This is a genomic window from Streptomyces sp. ISL-98 (assembly GCF_018614055.1).
GTDB classification, from domain to species: Bacteria; Actinomycetota; Actinomycetes; order Streptomycetales; family Streptomycetaceae; genus Streptomyces; species Streptomyces spiramyceticus.
In genome coordinates this window covers 89927-112961 of record NZ_JAGGPB010000034.1, presented here as the reverse complement: position 1 = coordinate 112961, position 23035 = coordinate 89927, and the positions used below count along the sequence as shown (strand labels likewise).

At 67.0% G+C, this 23035-nt stretch carries 12 protein-coding genes and 4 pseudogenes; 7 read left to right on the top strand and 9 right to left on the bottom strand.

Translation table 11 applies throughout. The annotated features are described in order from the left end of the window. Window position 1: 1 nt before the first annotated feature. Complete coding sequence (locus J7I98_RS22670) at window positions 2-829, bottom strand: enoyl-CoA hydratase family protein (protein ID WP_214923897.1); 828 nt, start codon at window positions 827-829, stop codon at window positions 2-4. Between the two features lie 198 nt (window positions 830-1027). Between J7I98_RS22670 and J7I98_RS22665 the strand changes: the two genes are divergently transcribed. Beyond that, entirely contained in the window at window positions 1028-1483 is a 456-nt protein-coding gene (locus J7I98_RS22665) for an ATP-binding protein (protein WP_214923894.1), read from the top strand. A 59-nt stretch (window positions 1484-1542) separates the two neighbouring features. On the opposite strand, the gene argF is transcribed toward J7I98_RS22665, so the two are convergent. From argF to J7I98_RS22645, 4 genes are all read right to left on the bottom strand, one after another. Beyond that, window positions 1543-2550 (bottom strand): ornithine carbamoyltransferase, encoded by a 1008-nt coding sequence (argF, locus tag J7I98_RS22660; RefSeq protein WP_214923891.1) that lies wholly within the window; start codon window positions 2548-2550, stop codon window positions 1543-1545. A 61-nt stretch (window positions 2551-2611) separates the two neighbouring features. Then, window positions 2612-3844 carry an arginine deiminase gene (locus J7I98_RS22655; protein WP_214923876.1) on the bottom strand — a complete coding sequence of 411 codons (1233 nt, stop codon included), beginning with the start codon at window positions 3842-3844 and terminating at the stop codon, window positions 2612-2614. A gap of 126 nt (window positions 3845-3970) precedes the next feature. Next, window positions 3971-6505 carry a polynucleotide kinase-phosphatase gene (locus J7I98_RS22650; protein ID WP_214923873.1) on the bottom strand — a complete coding sequence of 845 codons (2535 nt, stop codon included), beginning with the start codon at window positions 6503-6505 and terminating at the stop codon, window positions 3971-3973. After that, entirely contained in the window at window positions 6502-7980 is a 1479-nt protein-coding gene (locus J7I98_RS22645) for a 3' terminal RNA ribose 2'-O-methyltransferase Hen1 (RefSeq protein ID WP_214923870.1), read from the bottom strand. Before J7I98_RS22645 ends, J7I98_RS22650 begins: the two co-directional genes overlap by 4 nt. A 382-nt stretch (window positions 7981-8362) precedes the next feature. Between J7I98_RS22645 and J7I98_RS22640 the strand changes: the two genes are divergently transcribed. The 4 genes and pseudogenes from J7I98_RS22640 to J7I98_RS22630 all read left to right on the top strand — a co-directional run bounded on the left by J7I98_RS22640 (window position 8363) and on the right by J7I98_RS22630 (window position 12176). Beyond that, a complete protein-coding gene (locus tag J7I98_RS22640; RefSeq protein WP_308377895.1) occupies window positions 8363-9808 on the top strand; it encodes a MarR family transcriptional regulator in 1446 nt (481 codons plus the stop codon). Continuing rightward, window positions 9691-10146, top strand: a pseudogene (locus tag J7I98_RS42600) (helix-turn-helix domain-containing protein); the annotation flags it as partial. The gene J7I98_RS22640 and the pseudogene J7I98_RS42600, both read left to right, overlap by 118 nt. Window positions 10147-10518: 372 nt before the next feature. Continuing rightward, a complete protein-coding gene (locus J7I98_RS42595; RefSeq protein WP_214923852.1) occupies window positions 10519-11163 on the top strand; it encodes a plasmid partition protein in 645 nt (214 codons plus the stop codon). Beyond that, window positions 11160-12176, top strand: a complete 1017-nt coding sequence (locus J7I98_RS22630; RefSeq protein ID WP_214923849.1) for a hypothetical protein — start codon at window positions 11160-11162, stop codon at window positions 12174-12176. The genes J7I98_RS42595 and J7I98_RS22630 overlap by 4 nt, the downstream gene beginning before the upstream one ends. A gap of 920 nt (window positions 12177-13096) precedes the next feature. Here J7I98_RS22630 and J7I98_RS22625 read toward each other — a convergent pair. The 4 genes and pseudogenes from J7I98_RS22625 to J7I98_RS22610 all read right to left on the bottom strand — a co-directional run. Next, a pseudogene (locus J7I98_RS22625) lies at window positions 13097-13249 on the bottom strand (IS630 family transposase); the annotation flags it as partial. A 313-nt stretch (window positions 13250-13562) separates the two neighbouring features. Next, window positions 13563-14007: pseudogene (locus J7I98_RS22620) on the bottom strand (transposase). An 83-nt stretch (window positions 14008-14090) separates the two neighbouring features. After that, the gene (locus J7I98_RS22615; protein ID WP_251021023.1) at window positions 14091-14498 is read right to left on the bottom strand and encodes a winged helix-turn-helix domain-containing protein; all 408 of its coding nucleotides are present in this window, start codon (window positions 14496-14498) and stop codon (window positions 14091-14093) included. Window positions 14499-15682: 1184 nt separating this feature from the next. Beyond that, window positions 15683-15990: pseudogene (locus J7I98_RS22610) on the bottom strand (transposase); the annotation flags it as partial. 35 nt (window positions 15991-16025) lie between these two features. Here J7I98_RS22610 and J7I98_RS22605 point away from each other — a divergent pair. Both J7I98_RS22605 and J7I98_RS22600 read left to right on the top strand, forming a co-directional pair. Continuing rightward, window positions 16026-16529, top strand: a complete 504-nt coding sequence (locus J7I98_RS22605; protein ID WP_214923834.1) for a hypothetical protein — start codon at window positions 16026-16028, stop codon at window positions 16527-16529. A gap of 544 nt (window positions 16530-17073) precedes the next feature. Continuing rightward, window positions 17074-23013 carry a DNRLRE domain-containing protein gene (locus J7I98_RS22600; RefSeq protein WP_214923820.1) on the top strand — a complete coding sequence of 1980 codons (5940 nt, stop codon included), beginning with the start codon at window positions 17074-17076 and terminating at the stop codon, window positions 23011-23013. Window positions 23014-23035: the final 22 nt, after the last annotated feature.

Genomic DNA, 23035 nt, shown 5'->3' with positions numbered 1-23035 from the left:
GCTACCGCCCCTGCCACTTCGGCGGCCGCTTCTCTGTGAAGGCGGCGTGGAATTCGGCGTAGTCGTCGCCGTTCATCAGGAGCGCCTGGGTGGCCGCGTCGAGCTCGACGGCGGCGGCGAGCGGCATGTCGAGCTCGGCGGTGAGCAGGGCCTTCGTCTGCGCGTACGCGAGGGCCGGACCGTCCGCGAGCCGTCGGGCCAGCTCGACGGCGCGGGCGTCCGCCTGCCCCTCGTCCGTCATTTCGCTGATCAGGCCGATCCGTTCGGCCTCGGGTGCGCGTACGGGGTCGCCGAGCATCAGCAGCCGGGTCGCGTGCCCGAGGCCCACGACGCGGGGCAGCAGATACGCCGCGCCCATGTCGCCGCCGGAGAGGCCGACCTTGGTGAAGAGGAAGGCGAACCGGGCGGACGGGTCGGCGATCCGGAAGTCGGCGGCGAGGGCGAGCACGGCGCCCGCTCCCGCGGCCACGCCGTGCAGGGCGGCGATCACGGGGAAGGGGCATTCGCGCAGCGCCCGTACGACCTGGCCGGTCATCCGGTTGAAGTCGAGGAGCTGCGCGGTGTCCATGGAGAGCGTGGCGCCGATGATCTCGTCGACGTCGCCGCCCGAGCAGAAGCCGCGGCCTTCGCCGCTGAGCACGAGGGCGCGCACGGAGCGCTCGCGAGCCAGCTCGGCGAGGAGGTCCCGCAGGTCGGCGTACGCGCCGAAAGTCAGGGCGTTGAGTTTCTCGGGCCGGGCGAGGGTGACGGTGGCGACGCCGTCGTCGGTGGTCAGGCGCAGATGGCGCCATTGCTGCGTACGAGGAGCTGAGCTGGGAAAGGGGCTCATGGGCAAGGCTCCTTCAACCGGCGGGGCTGGTGCCTGCCGCTCAAAGTTATCACCGATCCGTGACCGCCGTCACGAGTGCGCGATATCGAGCCCTCTGACCTAGGCCATTGGGCGATACGGCATTGCCTTCGTATGGTTGAAAGATCGACCTCTTGATCCCTCTTGATCCTTTTGGTGCCCGAAAGGGGGTATTACGCCTTGCTGGAAGCAGCAGGCCCGGATTCATGGCGCATCGCGCTGCCGCACACCCCGGCCGCGGTGCCGATCGCGCGCGCCCTGATCCGTGCGGCGCTCGCCGACATCTCGGCCGCCGAGGGTCCCGCGGACAGCGAAACGGCGGAGCTGCTCACCGCCGAGCTGGTCGCGAACGCCGTGGAGCACACGACCGGAGACGAGCCGATCAGGCTGGTGGTGGAGCTGCTGCCGACGGGGTGCCAGGTCGAGGTGCACGACCCCGCCCCGGCCCCGCCGGGCAGGCTGGACAGTGCGCCCGAGGACCTGTGCCCCGACCCGTGGCAGGAGCACGGGCGGGGGCTGCTGCTGATCCGTACGCTCAGCACGGACTGCGGGCACCGCGTCACCGAGCAGGGCAAGGCGGTCTGGTTCACCCTTGCGGGACCGGCCGCAGGGCCGCCTGCCGCACCGCCGGGCTGAACCAGGCGGTACGGCTGTTCGGCGTCCCCTTCGACGACTGCTGGGCGGCCGTTCGGCGACTATTCGGCGCCGGCCATGGTGGCGACCAGCACCGCCTTGATGGTGTGCATCCGGTTCTCGGCCTCGTCGAAGACGACCGAGTGCTTCGACTCGAACACCTCATCGGTGACTTCCAGCTCGGTGAGGCCGTACTGCTCGTGGATGTCGCGGCCGACCTTGGTGCCGAGGTCGTGGAACGCGGGCAGGCAGTGCAGGAACTTCACGTCCGCGTTCCCGGTGGCGCGCAGTACGTCCATGGTCACGGCGTACGGAGTCAGGGCCTCGATGCGCTCGGCCCAGACCTCCTTGGGCTCCCCCATCGACACCCACACATCGGTGGCGACGAAGTCGGCGCCGAGAACACCGTCGGCGACGTCCTCGGTGAGCGTGATGCGGGCGCCGCTGGCCTCGGCGGCCTTGCGGGCCTGCGCGACGATCTCCTCGGCCGGCCAATAGGCCTTGGGCGCCACGATGCGTACGTCCATGCCGAACAGTGCGCCGGTGACGAGGTAGGAGTTGCCCATGTTGAAGCGGGCGTCCCCCAGGTAGGCGAATGCGATCTGCTCCAGGGGCTTGGCGGTGTGCTCGGTCATGGTGAGCACGTCGGCGAGCATCTGGGTGGGGTGCCAGTCGTCGGTGAGCCCGTTGAAGACGGGGACCCCGGCGTACGCGGCCAGCTCCTCGACGGCGGCCTGGCTGTCACCGCGGTACTCGATGCCGTCGAACATCCGGCCCAGCACGCGCGCGGTGTCCTTCACCGACTCCTTGTGCCCGATCTGGGAGCCGGAGGGATCGAGGTACGTCGTCGACGCGCCCTGGTCGGCCGCGGCAACCTCGAACGAGCAACGGGTGCGGGTGGAGGTCTTCTCGAAGATCAACGCGACATTCTTGCCGCGCAGCCGCGGCACCTCGGCGCCCGCCTTCTTGGCCGCCTTGAGCTCGGCGGCGAGATCGATCAAGCCGCGGAACTCCTCGGCGGTGAAGTCCAGCTCCTTGAGGAGGTGGCGGCCTGCGAGGTCTATCGCCATGGTGGCTGCTCCTGGGTCGCGAATGCGGGGACCGTGGAAGTGTATACGAATGAGCGCATCACTATACAGCTTCGCGTTCGACCGGGCAGCTCATGCACCGGGGCCCGCCCCGGCCTCTGCCCAGCTCGCTGCCGCGGATCTCGATGACCTCGATGCCCTGCTTGCGCAGGTGAGTGTTGGTCGTGACGTTGCGCTCGTACGCCACCACCACGCCGGGCTCGACCGCCAGCACATTGCAGCCGTCGTCCCACTGCTCGCGCTCCGCCGCATGGACATCCTGCGTGGCGGTCAGTACGCGGATCTCGCGCAGTCCCAGGGCGGCGGCGATGGCGCGGTGCATGTGCTCGGGCGGGTGGTCGGTCACCTTCAACGCGCGCTCGCCGACGCCCGGTTCGATGGTGTACGAGCGGAGCATCCCGAGCCCGGCGTACTGGGTGAACGTGTCGACGTCGACCATCGTCATCACCGTGTCGAGGTGCATGAACGCCCGCCGCTTGGGCATGTCGAGCGCCACGATGGTCGTCGCTGAGCCCGCCGCGAAGAGACCGCGGGCGAGCATCTCCACGGCCTGCGGGGTGGTGCGCTCGCTCATTCCGATCAGCACCGCGCCGTTGCCGATGACCAGGACGTCGCCGCCCTCGATGGTGGACGGGTAGTCGTGCTGCCCCTCCGACCAGGTGTGGAAGTCGCCCGCCTCGGGGCTCTTGAAGAGCGGATGGTGCTTGTAGATCGCCTCGAAGTGGACGGTCTCGCGCTGCCGCGCCGGCCAGCGCATCGCGTTGATGGACACGCCGTCGTAGATCCAGGCCGATGTGTCGCGGGTGAAGATGTGGTTGGGCAGCGGCTTGACCAAGAAGTCGTCCAGGTCCATGACGTGGAACCGGACGGAGGTCGGTTCGGTGTGCTGGGCCAGGTACTCCCGCTTCGTCATGCCGCCGACCAGTGCCTCGGTCAGATCGGCCACGGACAGGCCGTCGAACGCATCCCGCAGGACGCCGGTGGCCAGCGGTCCGTACTCCTTCTCGTCGAAGACCCGGTCGAGGACCAGGTTCTTGGCCGCCGGGATCTCCAGCGACTCGCGCAGCAGATCACCGAAGAGGTGCACGTCCACCCCTCGGTCACGGAGCACATCGGCGAAGCCGTCGTGCTCCTGACGGGCGCGGCGCACCCACAAGAGATCGTCGAAGAGCAGCGCGTCCTTGTTGGTGGGGGTGAGGCGCTTGAGCTCCAGATCCGGTCTGTGGAGGATGACGCGGCGCAGCCGCCCGGTCTCGGAATCGACATGGAATCCCATCCCCCCATCCTGACCGAGCCACGCCGCACGCGCGTCCCTGTGGGCGCTCCCTGTGCGAAGCGATTCCACTTCGCACAGGGAGGCGCGGTCACAGCGGCGGTCACAGCCGTGTTCCGGCTCGCTGGGTCACAGCCGCGGGTCGACCGGCTCCGATTCCAGTGCGAGCACCGCGAAGACCGCCTCGTGGATCCGCCACAGCGGCTCCCCTTCGGCCAGCCGGTCCAGCGCTTCGAGCCCCAGCGCGTACTCACGCAGCGCCAGCGACCGCTTGTGGCCGAGGAACCGGTTGCGCAGCTTGGCCAGCTGCTCCGGGCGCGTGTACTCGGGACCGTAGACGATCCGCAGGTACTCACGGCCGCGCACCTTGATGCCCGGCTGCACGAGCCGGTTCTTCCCGTCCCGTACGAGGGCCTGGAGCGGCTTGACGACCATGCCCTCGCCGCCCCGGCTGGTCATTTCCAGCCACCAGTCGATGCCGGACTGCACCGATTCCGGGTCGCCGGTGTCGACGATCAGCCGGCGGGTGGTCTGCAGGAGGGCGGTCGGGTCGTGCTCCACCAGCCGGTCCAGCCAGGCCAGCTGTTCGTCGTGCGGTACGGCGGCCAGTGACCGGCCCTGGACGGCGAGCAGCTGGAACGGTGCGAGCCGTACGCCCTCCAGCCCTTCGGTGGTCCAGCAGTAGCGCCGGTACGCATCGGTGAAGGCGGCCGCGTCGGCGGCCCGTTCGCGCTGCGTCGCCAGCAGCCCCTTCACTTCGACGCCACGGGCGGCGGCCGCTTCGAGCGCGGCGACGGCGCCCGGGAAGACGGCGCGGGATGCGGCGCCCACCGCGGCGTACTGGTGGCGCAGGAGACCGGACGCCTTGAGGGACCAGGGCATCAACTCCGCGTCGAGCAGCAGCCAGTCGGTCTGGAGCTCGTCCCAGAGCCCTGCCTCGGTCACGGCGGTGCGCAGCCGGTCGAGTATCTGCTCGGTGACTGTCTCTTCGTCGAAGAATGGGCGGCCGGTGCGGGTGTGGATGGCGCCGGTCGGGCCGTCCGCCCCGAACCGCTCGCGCGCCGCGTCCGCGTCCCGGCAGACCAGAGCCACCGCGCGCGAGCCCATGTGCTTCTCCTCGCACACGACCCTTTCCACGCCGTCCGCCTTGTACGTCGCGAAGGCCTCGGCCGGGTGCTCCAGGTAGCCCTCTATCTCTGACGTACCGGTAGGCGACATCGTCGGCGGCAGGTAGGCGAGCAGGCGCGGGTCGACCGCGAAGCGGCTCATGACTTCGAGCGCCGCGGCGGCGTTCTCCTCGCGGACGGCGAGCCGTCCCATGTGCCGGGTCTCGACGATCCGGCGGCCGTGCACGTCGGCGAGGTCCAGCGGACGGCCGTCGTGGCCGCCGGGGGCCTCCGTGGTGAGCGGCTTGACCGGCTCGTACCAGACCTGCTCGGCAGGTACGTCGACCAGCTCGCGTTCCGGCCAGCGCAGCGCGGTCATTTTGCCGCCGAAGACCGCGCCGGTGTCCAGGCAGATGGTGTTGTTGATCCACGAGGTGTTGGGCACGGGCGTGTGGCCGTAGACGACGGCCGCGCGGCCGCGGTACTCCTCGGCCCACGGGTAGCGCACGGGCAGGCCGAACTCGTCGGTCTCGCCGGTCGTGTCGCCGTACAGCGCGTGCGAGCGGACGCGGCCCGAGGTGCGGCCGTGGTACTTCTCGGGCAGACCGGCGTGGCACACGACGAGGTTGCCGTCGTCGAGGACGTAGTGGCTGACGAGGCCGTCGATGAACTCCCGCACCTGCTCCTTGAAGGTGTCGTCCTCCTTCTCCAACTGCTCGATGGTCTCGGCGAGTCCGTGCGTGTGCTGGACGTTCCTGCCCTTGAGGTAACGGCCGAGCTTGTTCTCGTGGTTCCCGGGCACGCAGAGTGCGTTGCCGGAGGCGACCATGCCCATCACCCGGCGCAGCACGCCTGGGCTGTCGGGGCCGCGGTCGACGAGGTCGCCGACGAAGACGGCCGTGCGGCCTTCGGGGTGCGCCCCGTCGACGTAACCGAGCTTGGTGAGCAGGGTCTCCAGCTCGGAGCGGCAGCCGTGGATGTCACCGATGATGTCGAAGGGCCCGGTGAGGTGGGTGAGGTCGTTGAAGCGCCGCTCCAGCACGATCTCGGCCGCCTCTACCTCCTCCACGCTGCGCAGGATGTGCACCTTGCGGAAGCCCTCACGCTCCAGGCTCCGCAGCGAACGGCGCAGCTCGCGCCGGTGGCGCTGGATGACATGGCGGGGCATCCCGGCCCGGTCGGGGCGGGATGCGTTGCGCTCCGCGCAGACCTCTTCGGGCAGGTCGAGGACGATGGCGATCGGCAGTACGTCGTACTTCCTGGCCAGCTGGACGAGCTGCTTGCGGCTCTCGGACTGCACGCTGGTGGCGTCGACGACGGTCAGCCGGCCCGCTTCGAGCCGCTTGCCCGCGATGTAGTGCAGGACATCGAAGGCGTCGCCGCTCGCGCTCTGGTCGTTCTCGTCGTCGGCGACGAGGCCGCGGCAGAAGTCCGAGGACAGGACCTCGGTCGGCTTGAAGTGCCGGCGCGCGAAAGTGGACTTGCCGGATCCGGTGGCACCGATCAGGACCACGAGGGACAGGTCGGTGACGGGGAGCTTGCGGGTCGTGGTGGTCATGCGGCCTTCACCTCCTTCTCGTTCTGCTTGTCCTGGGCGGTCACTGTGAACACAGCCATCTGGGTGGGCGGTCCGACTTCGGGGTCGTCCGGTCCGACAGGGACGAACTCGACGCCGTACCCGTGCCGTTCGGCCACCTTCCGCGCCCAGTCGCGGAACTCCTCCCGCGTCCACTCGAAGCGGTGGTCGCCGTGCCGCGCGTGCCCGGCGGGCAGGGTCTCCCAGCGCACGTTGTACTCGACGTTCGGCGTCGTCACGAGCACGGTCCGGGGCCGCGCCGAGCCGAACACCGCGTACTCCAGGGCGGGCAGTCGCGGCAGGTCGAGGTGCTCGATGACCTCGCTGAGCACGGCGGCGTCGTATCCCTTGAGCCGCTTGTCCGTGTACGTGAGAGAGCCCTGCATCAGCTTGACGCGGCCGGCCTGCCGCTCGCCCATCCGGTCGAGCTTCAGCCGCCGCGAGGCGACGGTGAGCGCGCGCATGGACACATCCACACCCACGATCTCGCTGAACTTCACGTCCTTGAGCAGCGCCTGCACCAACTGGCCCTGCCCGCAGCCCAGGTCGAGCACCCTGCTCGCCCCGGCCGCTTCGAGCGCCTGAAGGATCGCGTCCCGCCGCTGCACGGCGAGCGGCACGGGCTTGTCCTCCGTGTCCGTCGTCTCGTCGACGGCGTTGTCGATCTCCTCGACCTCCAGGTCGTCGGCCTCGGCGAGGCGGACCAGTTCCAGGCGCTCCATCGCCTGCCGGGTCAGACCCCAGCGGCGCGACAGATACCGGCTGGTTATCAGCTTCTGCTCGGGGTGCTCGGCCAGCCAGCCCTCACCCGCCCGCAGCAGCTTGTCGACCTCGTCGGGCGCGACCCAGTAGTGCTTGGCGTCGTCCAGCACCGGCAGCAGCACATACAGCTGCCGCAGGGCGTCGGCGAGCCGCAGCTCCCCTTCCAGTACGAGCTGTACGTACCGCGAGTCGCCCCACTCCGGGAACTGCTCGTCCAGCGCGACCGGCTGCGCCTCCACCGTCGTCCAGCCCAGCGGTGCGAACAGCTTCGTCACCAGCTCGGCGCCGCCCCGCGCGGGCAGCGCGGGCACCTCGATGCGCAGCGGCAGCGGGGCCTCGGCGCGCTCGGGGAGCGCATTGCACACGCCGTGCAGGGCGGTCTTGAAGACGGTGCTCAGCGCGACGGCCAGCAGCGACGACGCGGCGTACGGCCGGTCGTTGACGTACTGTGCGAGCGCGGAGTCGGGCGAACCGCCGCGGCCCTTGCCCTTGCCGCGCCGCACCAGCGCCACCGGATCCACCTCCAGCAGCAGCGCGGCCGTGCACCGCTCGACGGACGCCTCGGGGTAGAGGACATGCGCCGTGCCGTGGGAAGTGGAGAACGTCTGCGCTTTGTCGGGGTGCTTGTGCAGCAGGAATCCGAGGTCGGTCGCAGGACGCTCCTGATTGCCGGTAGTACTGATCGTCAGGTACAACTGCTGCGCCTTTCTGACCTGCGCTTATGTGAGTCGAACTGGCTGTGACCTGCTAGGACGGGTTGCAGAGGCGATCGGAGGCAATCAGAGGTAATCACTCTGATTCGACCCCGATTCGACCCCGGTCGAGCCGCGTTGGGGACGCCTGCCTTCCCTCGGCACCAGGCGCACGAAAGCCCCCAGGACGGCAATCCTGGAGGCTTCGCTGGTACCGATTGGAGGTCGGTCCGGACACCACCCCTGGTTTTTGCGGGCCTGGGTGGGTCCACGTCCTTGGCGGGACAGCCTCAGAATGCCACACGGCAACGTTCTTGCGCACTCCAGTAACAAGCCTTCGTCTTCAGCGAAGAGACCATCAGAGGCAGTCACAGGCGCTCATTATGTGCCCCTCGGACTTCACCATCTCTCCACAGCTGCCGCTGACCTTGTCCTGCTCGGTGATCTGACCGGCCGCTACGCGGCGGGCAGTTACAGCAGGCTCAGCTCCGACGGCCTGTCCGTCGTTGCCCGTCCAGACCGGCAGGGCGAAGCCGACCACGGTCACCGGATCACGGCGGCCATCGCCTGCCATGTGGCCCGCGCCGGCGGAACCCTCGACCAGTTGGTGCCTCTGCTGATGCACCCCGATCACGAGGGCGGCCGCCATGCGCGGACCATCGCGCTGCGCTCCGGGCAGGCCCGTGCCCTCGACTACGTCCGCCGTGTGTGGGTCAGCGCGTCGGCGGCGGTCAGCTCCACCGTCACGGTCGAAGCCCGCCAGCACGCCCACGAAGACCTCGCAGGGCTGCGCGACCGGATCGAGACCACGCCGTGGCGTGGCGAACGGGGCCGCACAGCCCTGCGGATACTGCGGGCGCACCTCAACTTTGCCGAGACCGCAGGTGGCCGTCAGCACAGCGCCAGCGAGCGCCAGACCGCCGAGGAGGCCGGGGTATCCCGGCAAGCGCTGCGCAACGCCTACGAGTCGGTCCTGAAACCGAACGGGTGGCTTCACCGGCTGCGCATCGGTCACGGCCGCGATGGCTCCACCTGGTACCTCGGCGACGGTCGCAACGACTTCGCTGACCGCTCGTCGTCTCGTATCCGCACCACTCAGTTCCCCCCCGACCGGGAACTTGAGGAGTGGCCCACCCCTGAGACGACCACGGCCGACATCGACTCCACTCTCATCAGCCGCTTGATGGGCCATGACGCGTTCGCCCACCAGGGCCTCGGCAGCTCTGCCCTCATGGTCATCGGCGCACTTCATGTACGGCCCGGTCAGACCGCGACCGAGCTCGTCGCCTCCTCGTCGGTGTCGCGGGCCACCGTCTACCGAACCCTGCAACGCCTCGCAGCCCACGGTCTCGTGACCCACAACGATCGGGCCTGGACTCTGACGCCCCGCGTTCTGGAAGACATCGGCCAGACGAACAAGGGCGTAGCCCCATCCCCTGAGGCGAGCACCGCACAGCGCTGGGACGCCATCTCCCACTGCTACGGCACCACGGGCACCGCCCAGCGCCGAAAGGCACTCCACGACGCGGAACGCACCGCATACCGCCAAGCGCTCGAACAGCGTGCTGAGCACCGGAGCAAGGCGCTGTTCGTCGTCCACGACGACGGCCGGCTGGTCCTGGTTCCCGCGCCGCGCGGTGACGAGATCCCAGCGCAGTGGCAGCCCCCTAGTGAAGGACGGAGCGGCCCGGCCACCACCCACACCGACTGCGAATGGACGGTCGCCACCGACGGCCGCCTCATCCTCATCACCCCCGCCGACCAGCGCACCTACGACGAGCTCGTCGCAGCACACGCCGAAGCCATCAACGAATGGGAATCCGCCGCATGAACACCAAGACCCCGCCCACCAGCGGAGAAGCACGGCGCCAGGATCCATTGGTGCTACGCGCCGACTACGAGAACGGCGCCACAGTCTACGAACTCGCCGACAGCACAGGGCTGTCCTACGGAACGGTCATAAACCGGCTACACGCGGCCGGTACAGCCATGCGCACAGCCCAGGCAACTCGCAGGCTGCGTTCGGACAAGGGTCAGTTGCCTGCCCGTCGCCGGCTGGCTGCGAATCTGCGCGCTCGATATGAGGCGGCAGCCACCGTCAACGAGCTAGCGGCCGACTGCGGCCGGTCGGCAAGGACCGTGCGGCGCCTACTCCGCGAAGCCGGGACGACACTGCGTTCGCCACAACAAACCCGGCAGCTCCGCACTACCACTGCCACCGCGGCTCGCCTGGACCAAGCCATCGCCTTGCGCGCTCGCTATGACGCCGGAGAAGCCGTCCCTGTTCTGGCCGCCGATCAAGGCTGCTCCCCCACCACGGTCTACCGGCTGCTCCGCCAGGCCGGAACAGCGCTACGACCGCAACACCGGCGCGCCGCCTCCTCCCCCGAGGCAGCCCGCCCCCCGCCGCAGGCGACGGCGCGCAGCGCTCCGCTAAGGCCCCAACACGAGGCCCAGCGTTCACCGTGCGCCAAGGCAATGCAGATGCGCGACGGCGCAGACATCCCCATTCACACACCACCAGTAGAGAGAGCCAGACGCGTGATCATCGCTCACATCAGTCCGCGTACCAGTGGCAAGACCACGTCTGTCGGATGGCAGGCCCACGCCCTCTACGAGCGCGGCTACCCCGTCATCGCCTACGAGGCCGACTACAGCCGCCAGCTCGCGGAGTGGGACGTACAGGCCGGAGGGTTCCCCTTCCCCGTCCAGCAGCAGGCGTCCCCCCTGTTCCACAAGAACGTCCCGTCCGCGATCCAGCCCGGCCAAGTTGGAGTCGTCGACTGCGGCCACGCCGAGGACCACCGCAACATCGTGCAGTCCGTCCTGCGCGTCGCCGACCTCGCCATCCTCAACACCGCCCCCACCACTGCCGACATCGACCGCATCGAACGCCTCCCCATGCGCGACCTGATCGACGACATCGACGTCCTGCGCCCCGACGGCAACCCGCCCCCCACCTGGGTCCTCCTCAACCGCACCACCGCAGGGGCCAAAGCCACAGGCCAGTACCGCGAATACCTCGAAGAGGACGGCTGGAACGTCTTCACCACCACCATCCCCAGCCGGCAGAAATACGCCCAGTCGATGCTCGAACCCGTCACCGCCCGCGGCTCCGCGTACGACGAACTGACCACCGAGATGATCCAGCGCGGTCTTCTCCCTCAGAGGGGCACTCTGCGATGAGCAACCACGACCGCGCCGCCGCGCTTCGTGCACGACGCGACCAGCGGAACGCGCCCGACAACCTGCAACCGGCGGCCCAGCACACGTCCGAGCGGCCAGCCGATCTGGTCGTCACCTCCGACATGATCCCCGCCCCCGTACAGGTCGAGGCAACAGGCGACCTCAGCCACAACGAGATCCACGACCTCGCGGTCTGCGAGAACGCCGTCGAGAACCTGACCACAGCAACCTGGCTCGCCGGAAAAGCCCTCCAGGCCATCTGCAACCGCAAGCTCTACCGCCGTACCCACACCACATTCGGTGCCTACGTCGAGGAACGCTGGGAAATCAGCGAACGCGCCGCCTACCAAATGATGGAGGAATGGCCACTCGCCGAGCGCCTCGCCCAGAGCCTGGGAAAGCCCGCGACCGCATCCCACACCCGCGCTCTGTTGCCCGTCGCCACGCGGTTCGGACTCGCCGCCGCAGCCGGCCTCTACCAGCAACTTCGCGCACGCGCCGCCAACGAGAACCTTCGGCTTACCGCCACCATCACTACCCAGGTAGTAAAGGCCGTCCTGAAAACCGCAGGCAGGCAGGCCGGGGAGACACAGTTCAAGGAGGCAGCACAGCAACTCATGGCTGCCCAAGTCCTCCCACTGGCAGCACCGAACGCAGCCCCAACCCACCGCGCCCTGCCTGCCCTTGCACACTCACCAGCACCAGCTCTGCAAAATTTCGCAGACAATCACAGTCAGGTAACGCCGCCCGATACGGGCGCGAACGAAGCCGGTACTCAGAACGGAGCGGGCCCGAAACCTGGATCTGAAGGCACCGGCAGTAAGGGCGCTTACGACGCCGTCGATGTTCTCCGGAGCATCCTCAATCGCGTCATCGCCATCGAAGAAGACCTCGCCAAAGACGTCCGCGTCGACCCGGCTAACCACAAAGAAGCCGATTGCCTACGGCAGGACATCGTCCAGCGGCTGACCTTCGCCACCCTCTCCCTACAGATGTCAGACCTTCACTCCTGAACGCCCGGCAGCGCAACACAACCGCCTGTTCCACGGGGGACCGACCTTTCTCAAGGGGCTCGGTCCCCCATCCCTCTCACCTCAATCGGCACCACAGCTGCACTCCCCGTGCGTCCCATACGGAGGCCAAAGGTGAATCCTGCACACCCCTACGAACGGCTCAAGGAAGCGGGTCCGCACGCACATCGGTGCACTCAAGGAACGCGCCCCCGTTCGCCCCGAGCCAACCAGCCGGATGCGCCATGACTGCTCTCGGTAATCAACTGCCCCTGGGAGGGGTCAATACGCCCGGACCCGACGTCCGCCGAGGCGAACAGCTTTCCCTCCTTGGGAAACCCACCCTGGTACGCGTGCCCTCCGCCCTCTGGCAGTCCTGGCTCGCCGACCCCCCGGTAGTCGCCCGATTCGAAGCCAAGAGGTACCGGCGGGCCGCCTCGCAATGCTGGCCTTGGCTCAACGCGATCAGCTCGACCGGACACGGCTCCTTCCGTGCAGCCAGCCTCCCCGGCAGATCCCGCCGAGGCACAGTCCCGGCCCACCTCTTCGCCTACCAGCTGGCACATGGGGTGATATCCCGACTCGGATGGTCCGGCACCGAAGACCCCGTCCTCTGCCACACATGCGACTCACACGCATGCCAAAACCCCACCCACCTGCGGCTGGGTACCCCAGCGGAGAACCGCTCAGAATGGGTAACACGTCATCGAGACCCCAATGGCCCACTGGCAGACCTCCGAGGCCCCGCCGGCCGGGCCCGAGCCATCGCCACAGCAATCCGCGTCGGCACCGCGGCCGGTGAGGACGCAGCCCAGATCGAAGAACGCATCCGGGCTGCTGAACAAGAAGGACTGCCACTGCTCTTGTGGTGAGCCGACCTGTCCGCTTCGGGAGTGTCTACTGAGGTGGGACTCGTGATGTCGTCATGCGGGTTTGATGGTCAGGCTGGTCTCGGTGAGGCAGCCGTCAATCAGGTTGCTGCGGTACTGGATGTGCCGTAGGCCTCTCCGGACGGTGCGAATGAGGTGTTCTGGCGTGGAGAAGGCGACGTTGGAGAGCCAGCCGCGCCGCAGCAGGTCGCGCGGGAAGCACAGCTGGGCGCGCTGCCGCTCCACCGCCGAAGCCGGTCCACCCTCGCTCGCCAGGGAAGCACGCCTCCTCCTCGGTGAAGACCACCCCGCGCCTCGGTCCACCCCCGCTCTCGCGGGAAGCACGAGGCGAAGTTCGTTGCTCATCACGCCACCGCCGGTCCACCCCCGCTCGCGCGGGAAGCACTCAAGCAGCCGGCCACCGACCTCCACAAAGAACTTCCCTGACCCCGGTCGCAGGCCGGCGCGGTCCACCCCCGCGCCGCTTCCTTCTGGAACTAGAGATCTTCAATGGCTGAGGTTACGGCGATTGGAAGTCGAGGCCGCTCTTGGCGATGAGACCGTCGATGACGCCGGGTCGGTACTGCATCCGTTTGAGCCGGGTCTTCACCAGCGCGGTGAGCTGGTCGAGGCTGTGCTTGGTGAGGTTGGCCAGGGACCGTTTCAGGTGCGACCAGAGGCCCTCGACCGGGTTGAACTCCGGAGCGTACGGCGGCAGCTGGTAGACGGTCAGCCATAATCGGGGCGTCGATCAGCTGCCGCATGGTGCGGCTGACGTGCGTGTTCAGATTGTCCCAGACCAGGACGATCGGGCCGCCGAGTTGCTGGTGCGCGGCGTCGAGCAGGCGTGCGTAGTCGGTCTCGGTGAAGCCTTTGCGGCGGCCTTTGGCGGGGCCGCGGTCGAGGTGGGTGCAGTAGATCAGCCGGGGCCGATGGCCGGACTTAGTGCAGATCAGTGCCGCCATGGAGACGCGTTTGGTGCCCGCGGCGGTGACCCGCACGACGGGGGTGTGGCCTCGGCGGCCCCAGGTGCGGCCTTTGGGCGGCCTCAGCCCCTGGCCGGCTTCGTCCTCGAAGCAGAGCCAGGCGCCCAGGTCCGCCGCCGTCTTTTTATGACGGGCCACTGCTCGTCCTTCCAGGCGGCGATCTTCTCCTCGTCGCGCTCGGCGGCCTTGCGGGACGGGATCTGCACGCTCCAGCCGATGCGGTGCAGCAGCAGGTCCATCCCGGCCAAGGTGTACTCGACGCCGAACCGGCGTCGCACGACCTCGGCGATCCTCGCCAGAGTCCAGCACTGGTCGCTCCAGCCGGCGGCGGCCGGGCCGGCATCCAACACCACCTGCAACACACGCAGTTGACTTGCATCGAGCTTGCAGCGGGCACCGCCGGGCCCCTTGGAGGCCAGGGCCTGCCGCCCGCCCGAAGCCAACGCCCGCCGCCAGCGGTTCGCCGACATCCGGGTCACCCTGAACCCAGGGCCACCCCCGGTCACTGGCCCCTGCCTCGATCAGATCGGCGGCCGCCAACCGGACCCGCTCACGCCGAACCCGCTCCTCAGCCGTCAGCCCTCCGCCATCGGGATACCTCATCCCTCTGGCATAGCGCGACCCACGACAGCCGTCACGACCCCGCGTAACCCCCGCCATTGAAGATCTCTAGCCGCCAGTATCCGCTCCGCACGTGGACGCTTTGCTCACCACGGGTTCGGCCCGGGCCTGCCCGTAAGACCGTGTTAGATCCCAACCCCAAACCCCAGGTTGGAGACGTGCCCCTTCATCAAAGTCCAGCCGACTCAGCTGCACGTCATTGCGCCTCCACGGCGCACCCTCGCGATCCACGAAATGTAGGTTCATCACGAAAGCCGACATCTTAGGATTAGGCTTCTCCCACTCCTCATTCTTCGTCTCCTGGTACCTCAACGTGCCCAGCTCGAAGGTCACTTCCGAGCAAGGCGCCATATCCCCCTGCCACAGTGAGGCATTCACCTCTCTATGGGCGGCGGATTGGGGCACGGGGATCATCAGGATCAGGGACAGATTTACCCTGGTCACAGGGTCCGGTGATCTGTTCATCAGATGCAGGCGCGACGCCGCGCCATTCGGAGCTTTGCCGCTCCAGGAGGCGACGCGTGTGGCCTGGTCACGAGACTTCAACTCGGCATCCTCCTGCGACTGCTCAAGCTGATCCCGCGAAACCATGGCTCCGTAGTAGGTCGCGACAGCCGTAAACAGCAGGCTTCCAATGCCCGCGCCGATCCCAACGACGGCGCCCCACCGGGTCCAGTCGATATGGGGCCTCCAAGTCCGTTGCGGAGGTTCACCGACATCCCGCACCCGCGCTCTCACTCGGTCTGGCCCAGGCCTTCTTCGCGCTGTGCGCAGCCGCGCCCTTCGTTCCACCACGTCCCCCATTCCCCTCCCTCAGCAGTGTTTGCCGAGGGACGCCAAAACACGCGGTCACGTCCCCTGGAGTGGTGTATTGACGGCCACTCAGTGATCCAGTTTCAGGCTATGCGGTGAGTTCTGTGGGTATGACGGGATCGTCGGATTCTAACTCGATCGGGTGGAGTCGGGCCTTGGCCAGCAGCTCGCGGCCCAGGTAGCAGCGGGCTTCGGTCCATTCGTCGTTCTGCTCGGCCAGGCCCCGTCGTGCGGCCGGGACGCCGGCCGCCGCGTGAACACTCTCGTGTCGAACACCACCAGGTTCTGGTCGGCTATTCGGCGCTTCTTCTCCCGCACCTGCCAGCGCAGCAGGTCATGGATGGTCTGCTCGGTGCCGTCGTCGCGCCACTTCGCAAAGTAGTAGTACACCGCGCCGCGGGGCGGCAGGTCGTGCGGCAGGAAGTCCCACTGACAACCGGTCCGGGACTGGTGCAGGATCGCGTTCACGATCTCCCGCGTCGCGTACTGGCCCTCATGGCCGCTGACCGAGCGGTGCCCGGCCTTCCAACCAGCGCAGGGCGTTCGAGGACGTCCTGGTTCCATTGACGCTCAACCTCGGCCTCATCGTCTCCAGCACCGTCAGGGCCGAACGGCAGGCGCTCAAACAGCAAACCAAGCTGGCGATCGTCGCTCTCACAGCCAACTTGATCGGTCCGCCAGACACGCGAGCGTGCTTCCTGGAAGAGACCCCCAACACGCTGCCGGGGATGCGGGAAGTTAAATGTCAAAGCAACTTATGGTCTGGCAGGAATGTCGCGCCAGTCACAATCTTTAAAGAGTCCGACATCCGCGGCAAGGAGCTCCTGCAGCTGCTCGACGAGGGAACGAGCCAGTTCGTTCACGATGTCGATCAGCTGCCTCCAGCGCTGAAGCCGGACAGTGACACCTACAAGACGTACATCACCTGCGCGGTCACGGCCGGAGACATGTCATTCGGGCTCCTGACGGTCGACTGCCTCAAGCCGGGTGACCTCCACCACGACGACGTCACGATGGTCGAGGTCTTTGCCCGCATGCTGGGTGTGGCCCTTGCTGCGAGGCGCTAGTGGGGAAGGCCCGGCGGGGCTGAGGTAGGCGTTGCGAGCGCTTCCCTCCTCCCATGGCGCCTCCCGTGATCAGCGACCTGGACAGCAGTCGAGCAACGACTTACCGAGTGCTCCTCAACGTCCCGGAGGGGTAAACCCTTGCAGTGCATGGGGAGTTGAAAATCCAGGGAATCCCCCTCTTTGTTCTGCGAACAGTGATGAATGGTTGCGATAACTGCGAATTGATAACGACTGCGACCTACTAGAGTGAGTTGAAAGCGTGACAAGGGACCGTTGCGCATTGTGGATTAAAGGCGATATTCACCCCCACTTCTTCAGTCGCTCAGGGTGCTCCGGACCCCCATATGGTGACCTGGTGAAGAAGTGGTAGCCATCCTGCTGGTAGATCCCTCCTCCTTACCTCCTGATCTTGTGGGAGGCATATGTGGATGGGGAGCGCATGAAAGAGCAAGGGGTGGGGGCGCCGTACATGGCGTCTGCCGCTGCACGTTCACTCCGGCGGACAAGACGGACACAGCGGATAGCTGTTGGTCTTTCTCTGGTGATGGCCGCACAGTCGGCTTTGGCCGTCACCGCAACCAATGCGGCTGCGGCCGAACCGTCCTCACGGGCAGGTCTGCTGACCGCAACCGGCACGGGGCAAGGTCCTGCAGAAGCTAAGAATGAGGCGGCTGCCCGGCTCATGTCGCGGCTGCAGGATCGCCGGATCGAGATCCTGTCGGAGCGCACCGACGACTCGACGACGTGGGCGAATCCCGATGGCTCTCTGACCGTGGAGGCATTCTCCGGTCCGGTGCGGGTCAAGGATGAAGGCGGTGACTGGCGGGACATCGATACCACGTTGGTGGACACCGGCGATGAGGTCGCGCCGAAGGCCGCAGCGGCCGAGGTGGTCATCTCCGATGGTGGGTCTGGGACGCTGGCTTCGCTGGAACGGGGCAAGCAGTCCTTCTCAATGGGCTGGTCCAAGAGCCTGCCCGCACCGACGCTCAAGGGCGACACCGCTACCTACGCGCTCGGCGGCGGAGCGGACCTGAAGATCCAAGCGCTGCCGCAGGGCTTCGAGCAGTCCGTGTTGCTTACCGAGCGCCCCAGTGAGCCCGTGTCGTACCGCATTCCCCTGGACCTGAAGGGTCTCAAGCTGGAGAAGGCCGACAACGGTCACCTGCGGCTGGAGGACAGCGACGGCAAGATCGTGGCCGAAGCGTCGGCTCCGTCGATGTGGGGCTCAGACAAGAACAAGGCATCTGGCGAGCCCGCGCACGTTGCCGAGGTCGACACGGCGATTGAGCAGGACAGTGACGGCGCCAGCGTGCTCGTGCTGAAGCCGGACGAGAAGTTCCTGTCCGACCCGGATGTCACCTACCCGGTGACCGTCGACCCGGTCTCGACTCTGGCGGCGTCCACGGATACCTGGGTTGCCACGAACTATCCCGACTCTCAGCGCGGTTCTACCGAGCTGAAGGCCGGCACCTACGACGCGGGCACCACCGTGGCGCGCAGCTACGTGAAGTTCGATGTGGCGAGGTTCAAGGGCAAGCACATCATTGACACCAACCTGGCGCTGTACTCGTACTACGCCTCTACCTGCCAGACCACCGGGGCAGGCGTGCAGGTCCGACGCATCACCGCGGACTGGGACCCGGACACGGTTACCTGGGGTGCGCAGCCCGCGACGACGGCCACGGACGCGAAAACCAGTACCGCCGCGCTGGGCTACGACTCCTCCTGCCCGGCCGGCACGATGAACTTCGATGTCGACGGCATTGCGCAGGCATGGGCTGACGGCTCGGCCAACCACGGCCTGCAGGTCCGTGGCGCGGATGAGGACGACTCCCGCACCTGGCGCCGGTTCCGCTCGGCGAACCACGCCTCTGGAGACGAAGCCTCCGAGCCGCACCTCACGGTGACGTACAACTCCTACGGCACCGGATCGGCCCTTGCCGTTTCTCCGTCCGCACTCAATGCCTACAACGGCAGTCGGTACGTCACCTCACTGACCCCGTTGCTGAGCGCCAAGGTCAGCGACACGGACGGTGGCACGGTCAAGGCGCAGTTCGAGGTCACGCCCAACCCGAACTACAACGACGCCGGCGCCTACTCCTACACCGGTACGAGCGCGGGCGTCGCTTCTGGTGGGACGGCCAAACTGACCGTGCCTTCGGCGAGCGCTTTCCCCGCAGGCTCCCACCTGCAAGCGCGGATACGCGCCTACGACGGGACGGACTACGGGCCTTGGTCGGGGCACACCAACTTCACCCTGAACACGGGCAAGCCGGTCGCCCCGAGCATCTCTTGCACCCCGTACGAGAAGGACGCGTGGACCGCCAAGGCCGATGGGGGCGCCCAATGCACCCTCGACACCAGCTCCACCGACGGCCAGGGGTACTACTGGGGCCTCGACAACGTGGCTGCGCCCAACCGAATCGATGACACCACCAACGGCACCGGTGGTGATCCACTGACGATCACCATCAAGCCCGAAGACGGCTGGCACACTCTCTACGCCAAGACTGTCGACTCCGGCGGCAACCTCTCCGCCGCCACCACCGACTACACCTTCGGTGTGGGCGGAGCGGCCCTGCTGACCCCGGAAGCGGGGGAGCGCTCGAACGCCACCGTACGGCTGTCCTCGCGTGGCAACTCAGGCCACACGGGCGTGACATACCAGTACCGCCATGGTGAGACGGATTCCTGGAACGACGTCCCCGCTGCCGATGTCACGAAGGCTGCCGACGGATCTCCTGTCTCGGCTTGGCCCGTCGGCGTGAGCAGCTCAACCTCGCCGAGTCTGACGTGGGACATCACCAAGACTCTGTCCGAGGGCGGCCCCGTGGAGGTGCGCGCGAAGTTCACCGGTGGGACCACTGTTTACTCGTCGCCCAATACCATCACGGTGGACCGCTGGGGAGGAGCTGACCTGTCCGAGGACATCAGCCCTGGTGGTGTGAACGCAGTCACCGGCGACCACACGCTCAGCTCCTCCGACGCCAAAGCATTCGGCATGGCCTCATCACGGACAGCCGCGTCCCGGCGCCCCGACGCGGGCAAGGACCAGGAAGGCCAAGCGCCGATCTATGGGTCTCAGTGGACATCCGGTTTGACCATCGAGCGCAGCAGTACCAGCTGGAGTTTCATCCGCAAGACCTCGGCCACCTCGGTGGAGATCGTGCGAGCTGATGGAGAAGCCATCGGCTTCACGGCCGCGGCCTCGGGCGATTGGGTCGTCGAGCCCGGCTCGGAGAGCCTCGCACTGAGCGGATCGTTCACTGGCAACTTCACCCTGAAGCACACCAGCGGATCGACAACGAAGTTCACCAAGGTGGCCTCTGACGCGCCTACCTGGCAAATGACATCGGCTTCCATGCCGACGGACAACTCCACCACCACAATCGTGTGGGAGAAGGTCACCTCAGGAGAAAAGACACTCGCTCGCCCGAAGTACCTGATCGGCCCCACGACGGCGGCCTCGGCGGCCACATGCGAAGCCAACCCGTCGACCAAGGGCTGCCGCGTCCTGGAGTACGTGTACGCCAGTACCACCACGGCCACTGCCAGTTCTCTCGGCGAGGTCGCAGGACAGGTCAAGCAGATCAAGCTGTGGGCCACCACCCCCGGAGCCGGCATGGGGACGGCCACCGCGCTCTCCCAATACACGTACGACGAGGACGGTCGTCTGCGTGAGCAGTGGGACCCGCGAACCAGCCCGGCACTGAAGACGGCCTACACCTACACCAGTACTGGCCGGGTCGCTACCCTCACCCCGCCCGGTGAGCTTGCGTGGACCTTCACATACGGCCAAGTCGGATCCAAGGCACCCAGCGGACCAGGCATGTTGCTGTCAGTGTCCCGCCCCGCCTTGAAGGCCGGCAGCAGCACCGAAACCGACGGGTCGGCGGTCACCAACGTCGTCTACAATGTCGCCCTCAACGGCACACATGCTCCGCACGACATGGCAGCCTCGGACGTTGCCAAATGGGGCCAGACCGACAATCCCGCCGGTGCGACGGCTGTCTTCCCCGCAGACGCCTCGGCCAAAGCCCCAGCATCGAATGACGGGAACGATGCCGCCACCGGCGACTTCACCCGCGCAAGCGTGACGTACTACTCGACCTCGGGACGGTCGGTGAACACCCAGGAGCCCGGTGGTCATATCTCGACCACGGAATACGACGAGTACGGCAACATCATCCGTGAGCTGAGCGCTGCCAACCGGGAGCTGGCCCTTTCCGCTTCCGGTGACCGGCTCGAGCAACTCACCGTACTGGGCATCGACGGACTTTCGATGGCCGAGCGCGCCCAGCAGCTCTCCTCCCTCTTCGTCTACTCCGGCAACGGGCAGACGCTGCTCCACGAGTACGGGCCGCTTCACAACGTGAGCCTTCAGAGCGCGCTCAAGGCTGGCAGCAGCGGTACCGACCTCGCCCCAGGAACCCTGGTTGCCGCGCGCCAGCACGTCACCAGGGAGTACGACGAAGGGCGGCCCACTGACGGCAGTGCGGTCGTCGCCCAGCAGGTTACGACCACGGTGACCAGTGGCTACGTCGACGGGTATCCGGCGGGCGCGGACCCCCGTACCACCAAGACGGTGTACGACTGGAGCAAGGGACTCCCCACTAAGGACATCTCCGACCCGGCGAGCAAGAACGTCACTCACACCACTGGCTACGACAACCAGGGGCGCACTACTTCCGAGCGCGACCCGTTGTCCACCGGCAGTGACGCCGGAACCACCGTGCACCAGTACTGGACGGCCACCGGCACAGGCACCTGTGAGGGGCGTCCGGAGTGGGCCGACCTCGAGTGTTCCGTCGGTCCGGCCGTCGCATCAGCCGGCAGCACCCTGAGCACCGAATACGACCGCTGGGGCAACGTCGCCAAGACCGTCACCAGTGGAGGCGACCAGACCCGCAGCACGACGACTGAAGTGGATGAAGCCGGGCGCACGATCAAGAGCACGGTAACCGGTAACGGTGATCAAGCCGTTCCCGCAGTGACGACAACTTACGACGATGCCACCGGCAAGTCAGCCACCATCAAGTCCGCGGATGGCACCATCGCCTCCACTTACGACAAGCTCGGCCGCCTGATCCGATACGACGACGGCACCGGGAACGTCACCACAACCGAGTACGACAGCCTGGGCCGACAGACCAAGGTCACTGACTCAGCGCCCTCCACCCGGATCTACGCCTACGACACAGCCAAGGACCCACGGGGCCTGGCCACCAGCGTCACAGACTCAGCGGCCGGCAACATCTCGGCGACGTACAACCCGGACGGGGCCGTGGACACCGAGAAGCTGCCTGGCGACGTGACCCTCAGAGTTGAGCGCGACCCGGTCGGCAACGAAGTCACACGCATCTACACGACCTCGACCGGCGTCGTGGCTCTCGCCGACAACGCTGACGTCAACGTCCACGATCAGAACGCGGTTCGGAGCCAGACGAAGGGGTCGACCGCCACAGCGCGCTACACCTTCGACGGGCTCGGCCTGTCGGCTACCGCTCACACGGGCAACTGGCGCCAGTGCCGCGACTACACCTACACCTACAACAGCAACAGCAACCTGACGAAGCTCACCTCGGCGCCTGAGTCCTGCGCCGTCTTCGACACGAGCACCAGCGAAGTCACCACACACACATACGACAGCGGCGGCCGCCTGACCGATACGGGCTACGCCTACGACGATCTCGGACGCACGACTGCCCAGCCCGGTGGCCTCGCGCTCAAGTACTACGCCAACGGTTCCATCTACCAGACAGGCACCGCTGACCGTCGGCAAGTCATGAAGTATGACGCGGCGCAACGCACTGCCACGTCTCAGGCGGAGACCTATTCGGGCAGTGCTTGGAACGGTGGCGAGCAGACGACCTACCACTACGGCTGCGACTGCGAGAGCCCATCGTGGGAACGTGGCTCGTCGACAACACGTCATGTGAACGGCCTCCAGGAGAGCGTGGTAGCCGAGACTGGCTCTCAGGGAGGGACCATCCTCCAGCTGACCGACCTGGATGGCAACGCGGTGGTACAGCTGCCGCTCGATGAGACACAGGCCCCCATTGTCGATACCGGTGCAGGTGACGACCCGCAGGCATCTGCCTACAGCGCCAACGGAGTGGCGAACATTGTCAGCATCGGGTACGAGAGCAAGGTGGGCTCGCTGCCCATCACGGTGTGCAACATGGGCCACAAAATCGAAGGCAGCGGTAAGAAAATCAAATACCAGCGTGGCAAGTTCGGCTGTGGCCCCCTGCCTGACCTGGGTCTTGGCTTCTGCAACTGGCGCATGGAGTGGCACTACGCCGACACGTATGGCAAGTCCTACAGATGGGACAGAGGCTCGACACACAACCAGTGCGCGACCAAAGGCATACGTGAGACCTTCACGGACAAAAACCTGAAGCACTACGGAAAAGCCTGCGCACAGTTCTGGTCCGGTGGAAAGCGCAGAGGCGTCCAATGCCACAGCATCACCAGGTAGACGGTTTGGACCCGGCAGGTCG

Coding starts and splice junctions, on each gene's coding strand:
- argF (WP_214923891.1), bottom strand. CDS start 2,550: ATGGCGATAGACCTCGCAGGCCGCCACCTCCTCAAGGAGCTGGACTTC.
- J7I98_RS22600 (WP_214923820.1), top strand. CDS start 17,074: ATGGCCGCACAGTCGGCTTTGGCCGTCACCGCAACCAATGCGGCTGCG.
- J7I98_RS22615 (WP_251021023.1), bottom strand. CDS start 14,498: ATGTCGGCGAACCGCTGGCGGCGGGCGTTGGCTTCGGGCGGGCGGCAG.
- J7I98_RS22650 (WP_214923873.1), bottom strand. CDS start 6,505: ATGACCACCACGACCCGCAAGCTCCCCGTCACCGACCTGTCCCTCGTG.
- J7I98_RS22630 (WP_214923849.1), top strand. CDS start 11,160: ATGAGCAACCACGACCGCGCCGCCGCGCTTCGTGCACGACGCGACCAG.
- J7I98_RS22655 (WP_214923876.1), bottom strand. CDS start 3,844: ATGGGATTCCATGTCGATTCCGAGACCGGGCGGCTGCGCCGCGTCATC.
- J7I98_RS22670 (WP_214923897.1), bottom strand. CDS start 829: ATGAGCCCCTTTCCCAGCTCAGCTCCTCGTACGCAGCAATGGCGCCAT.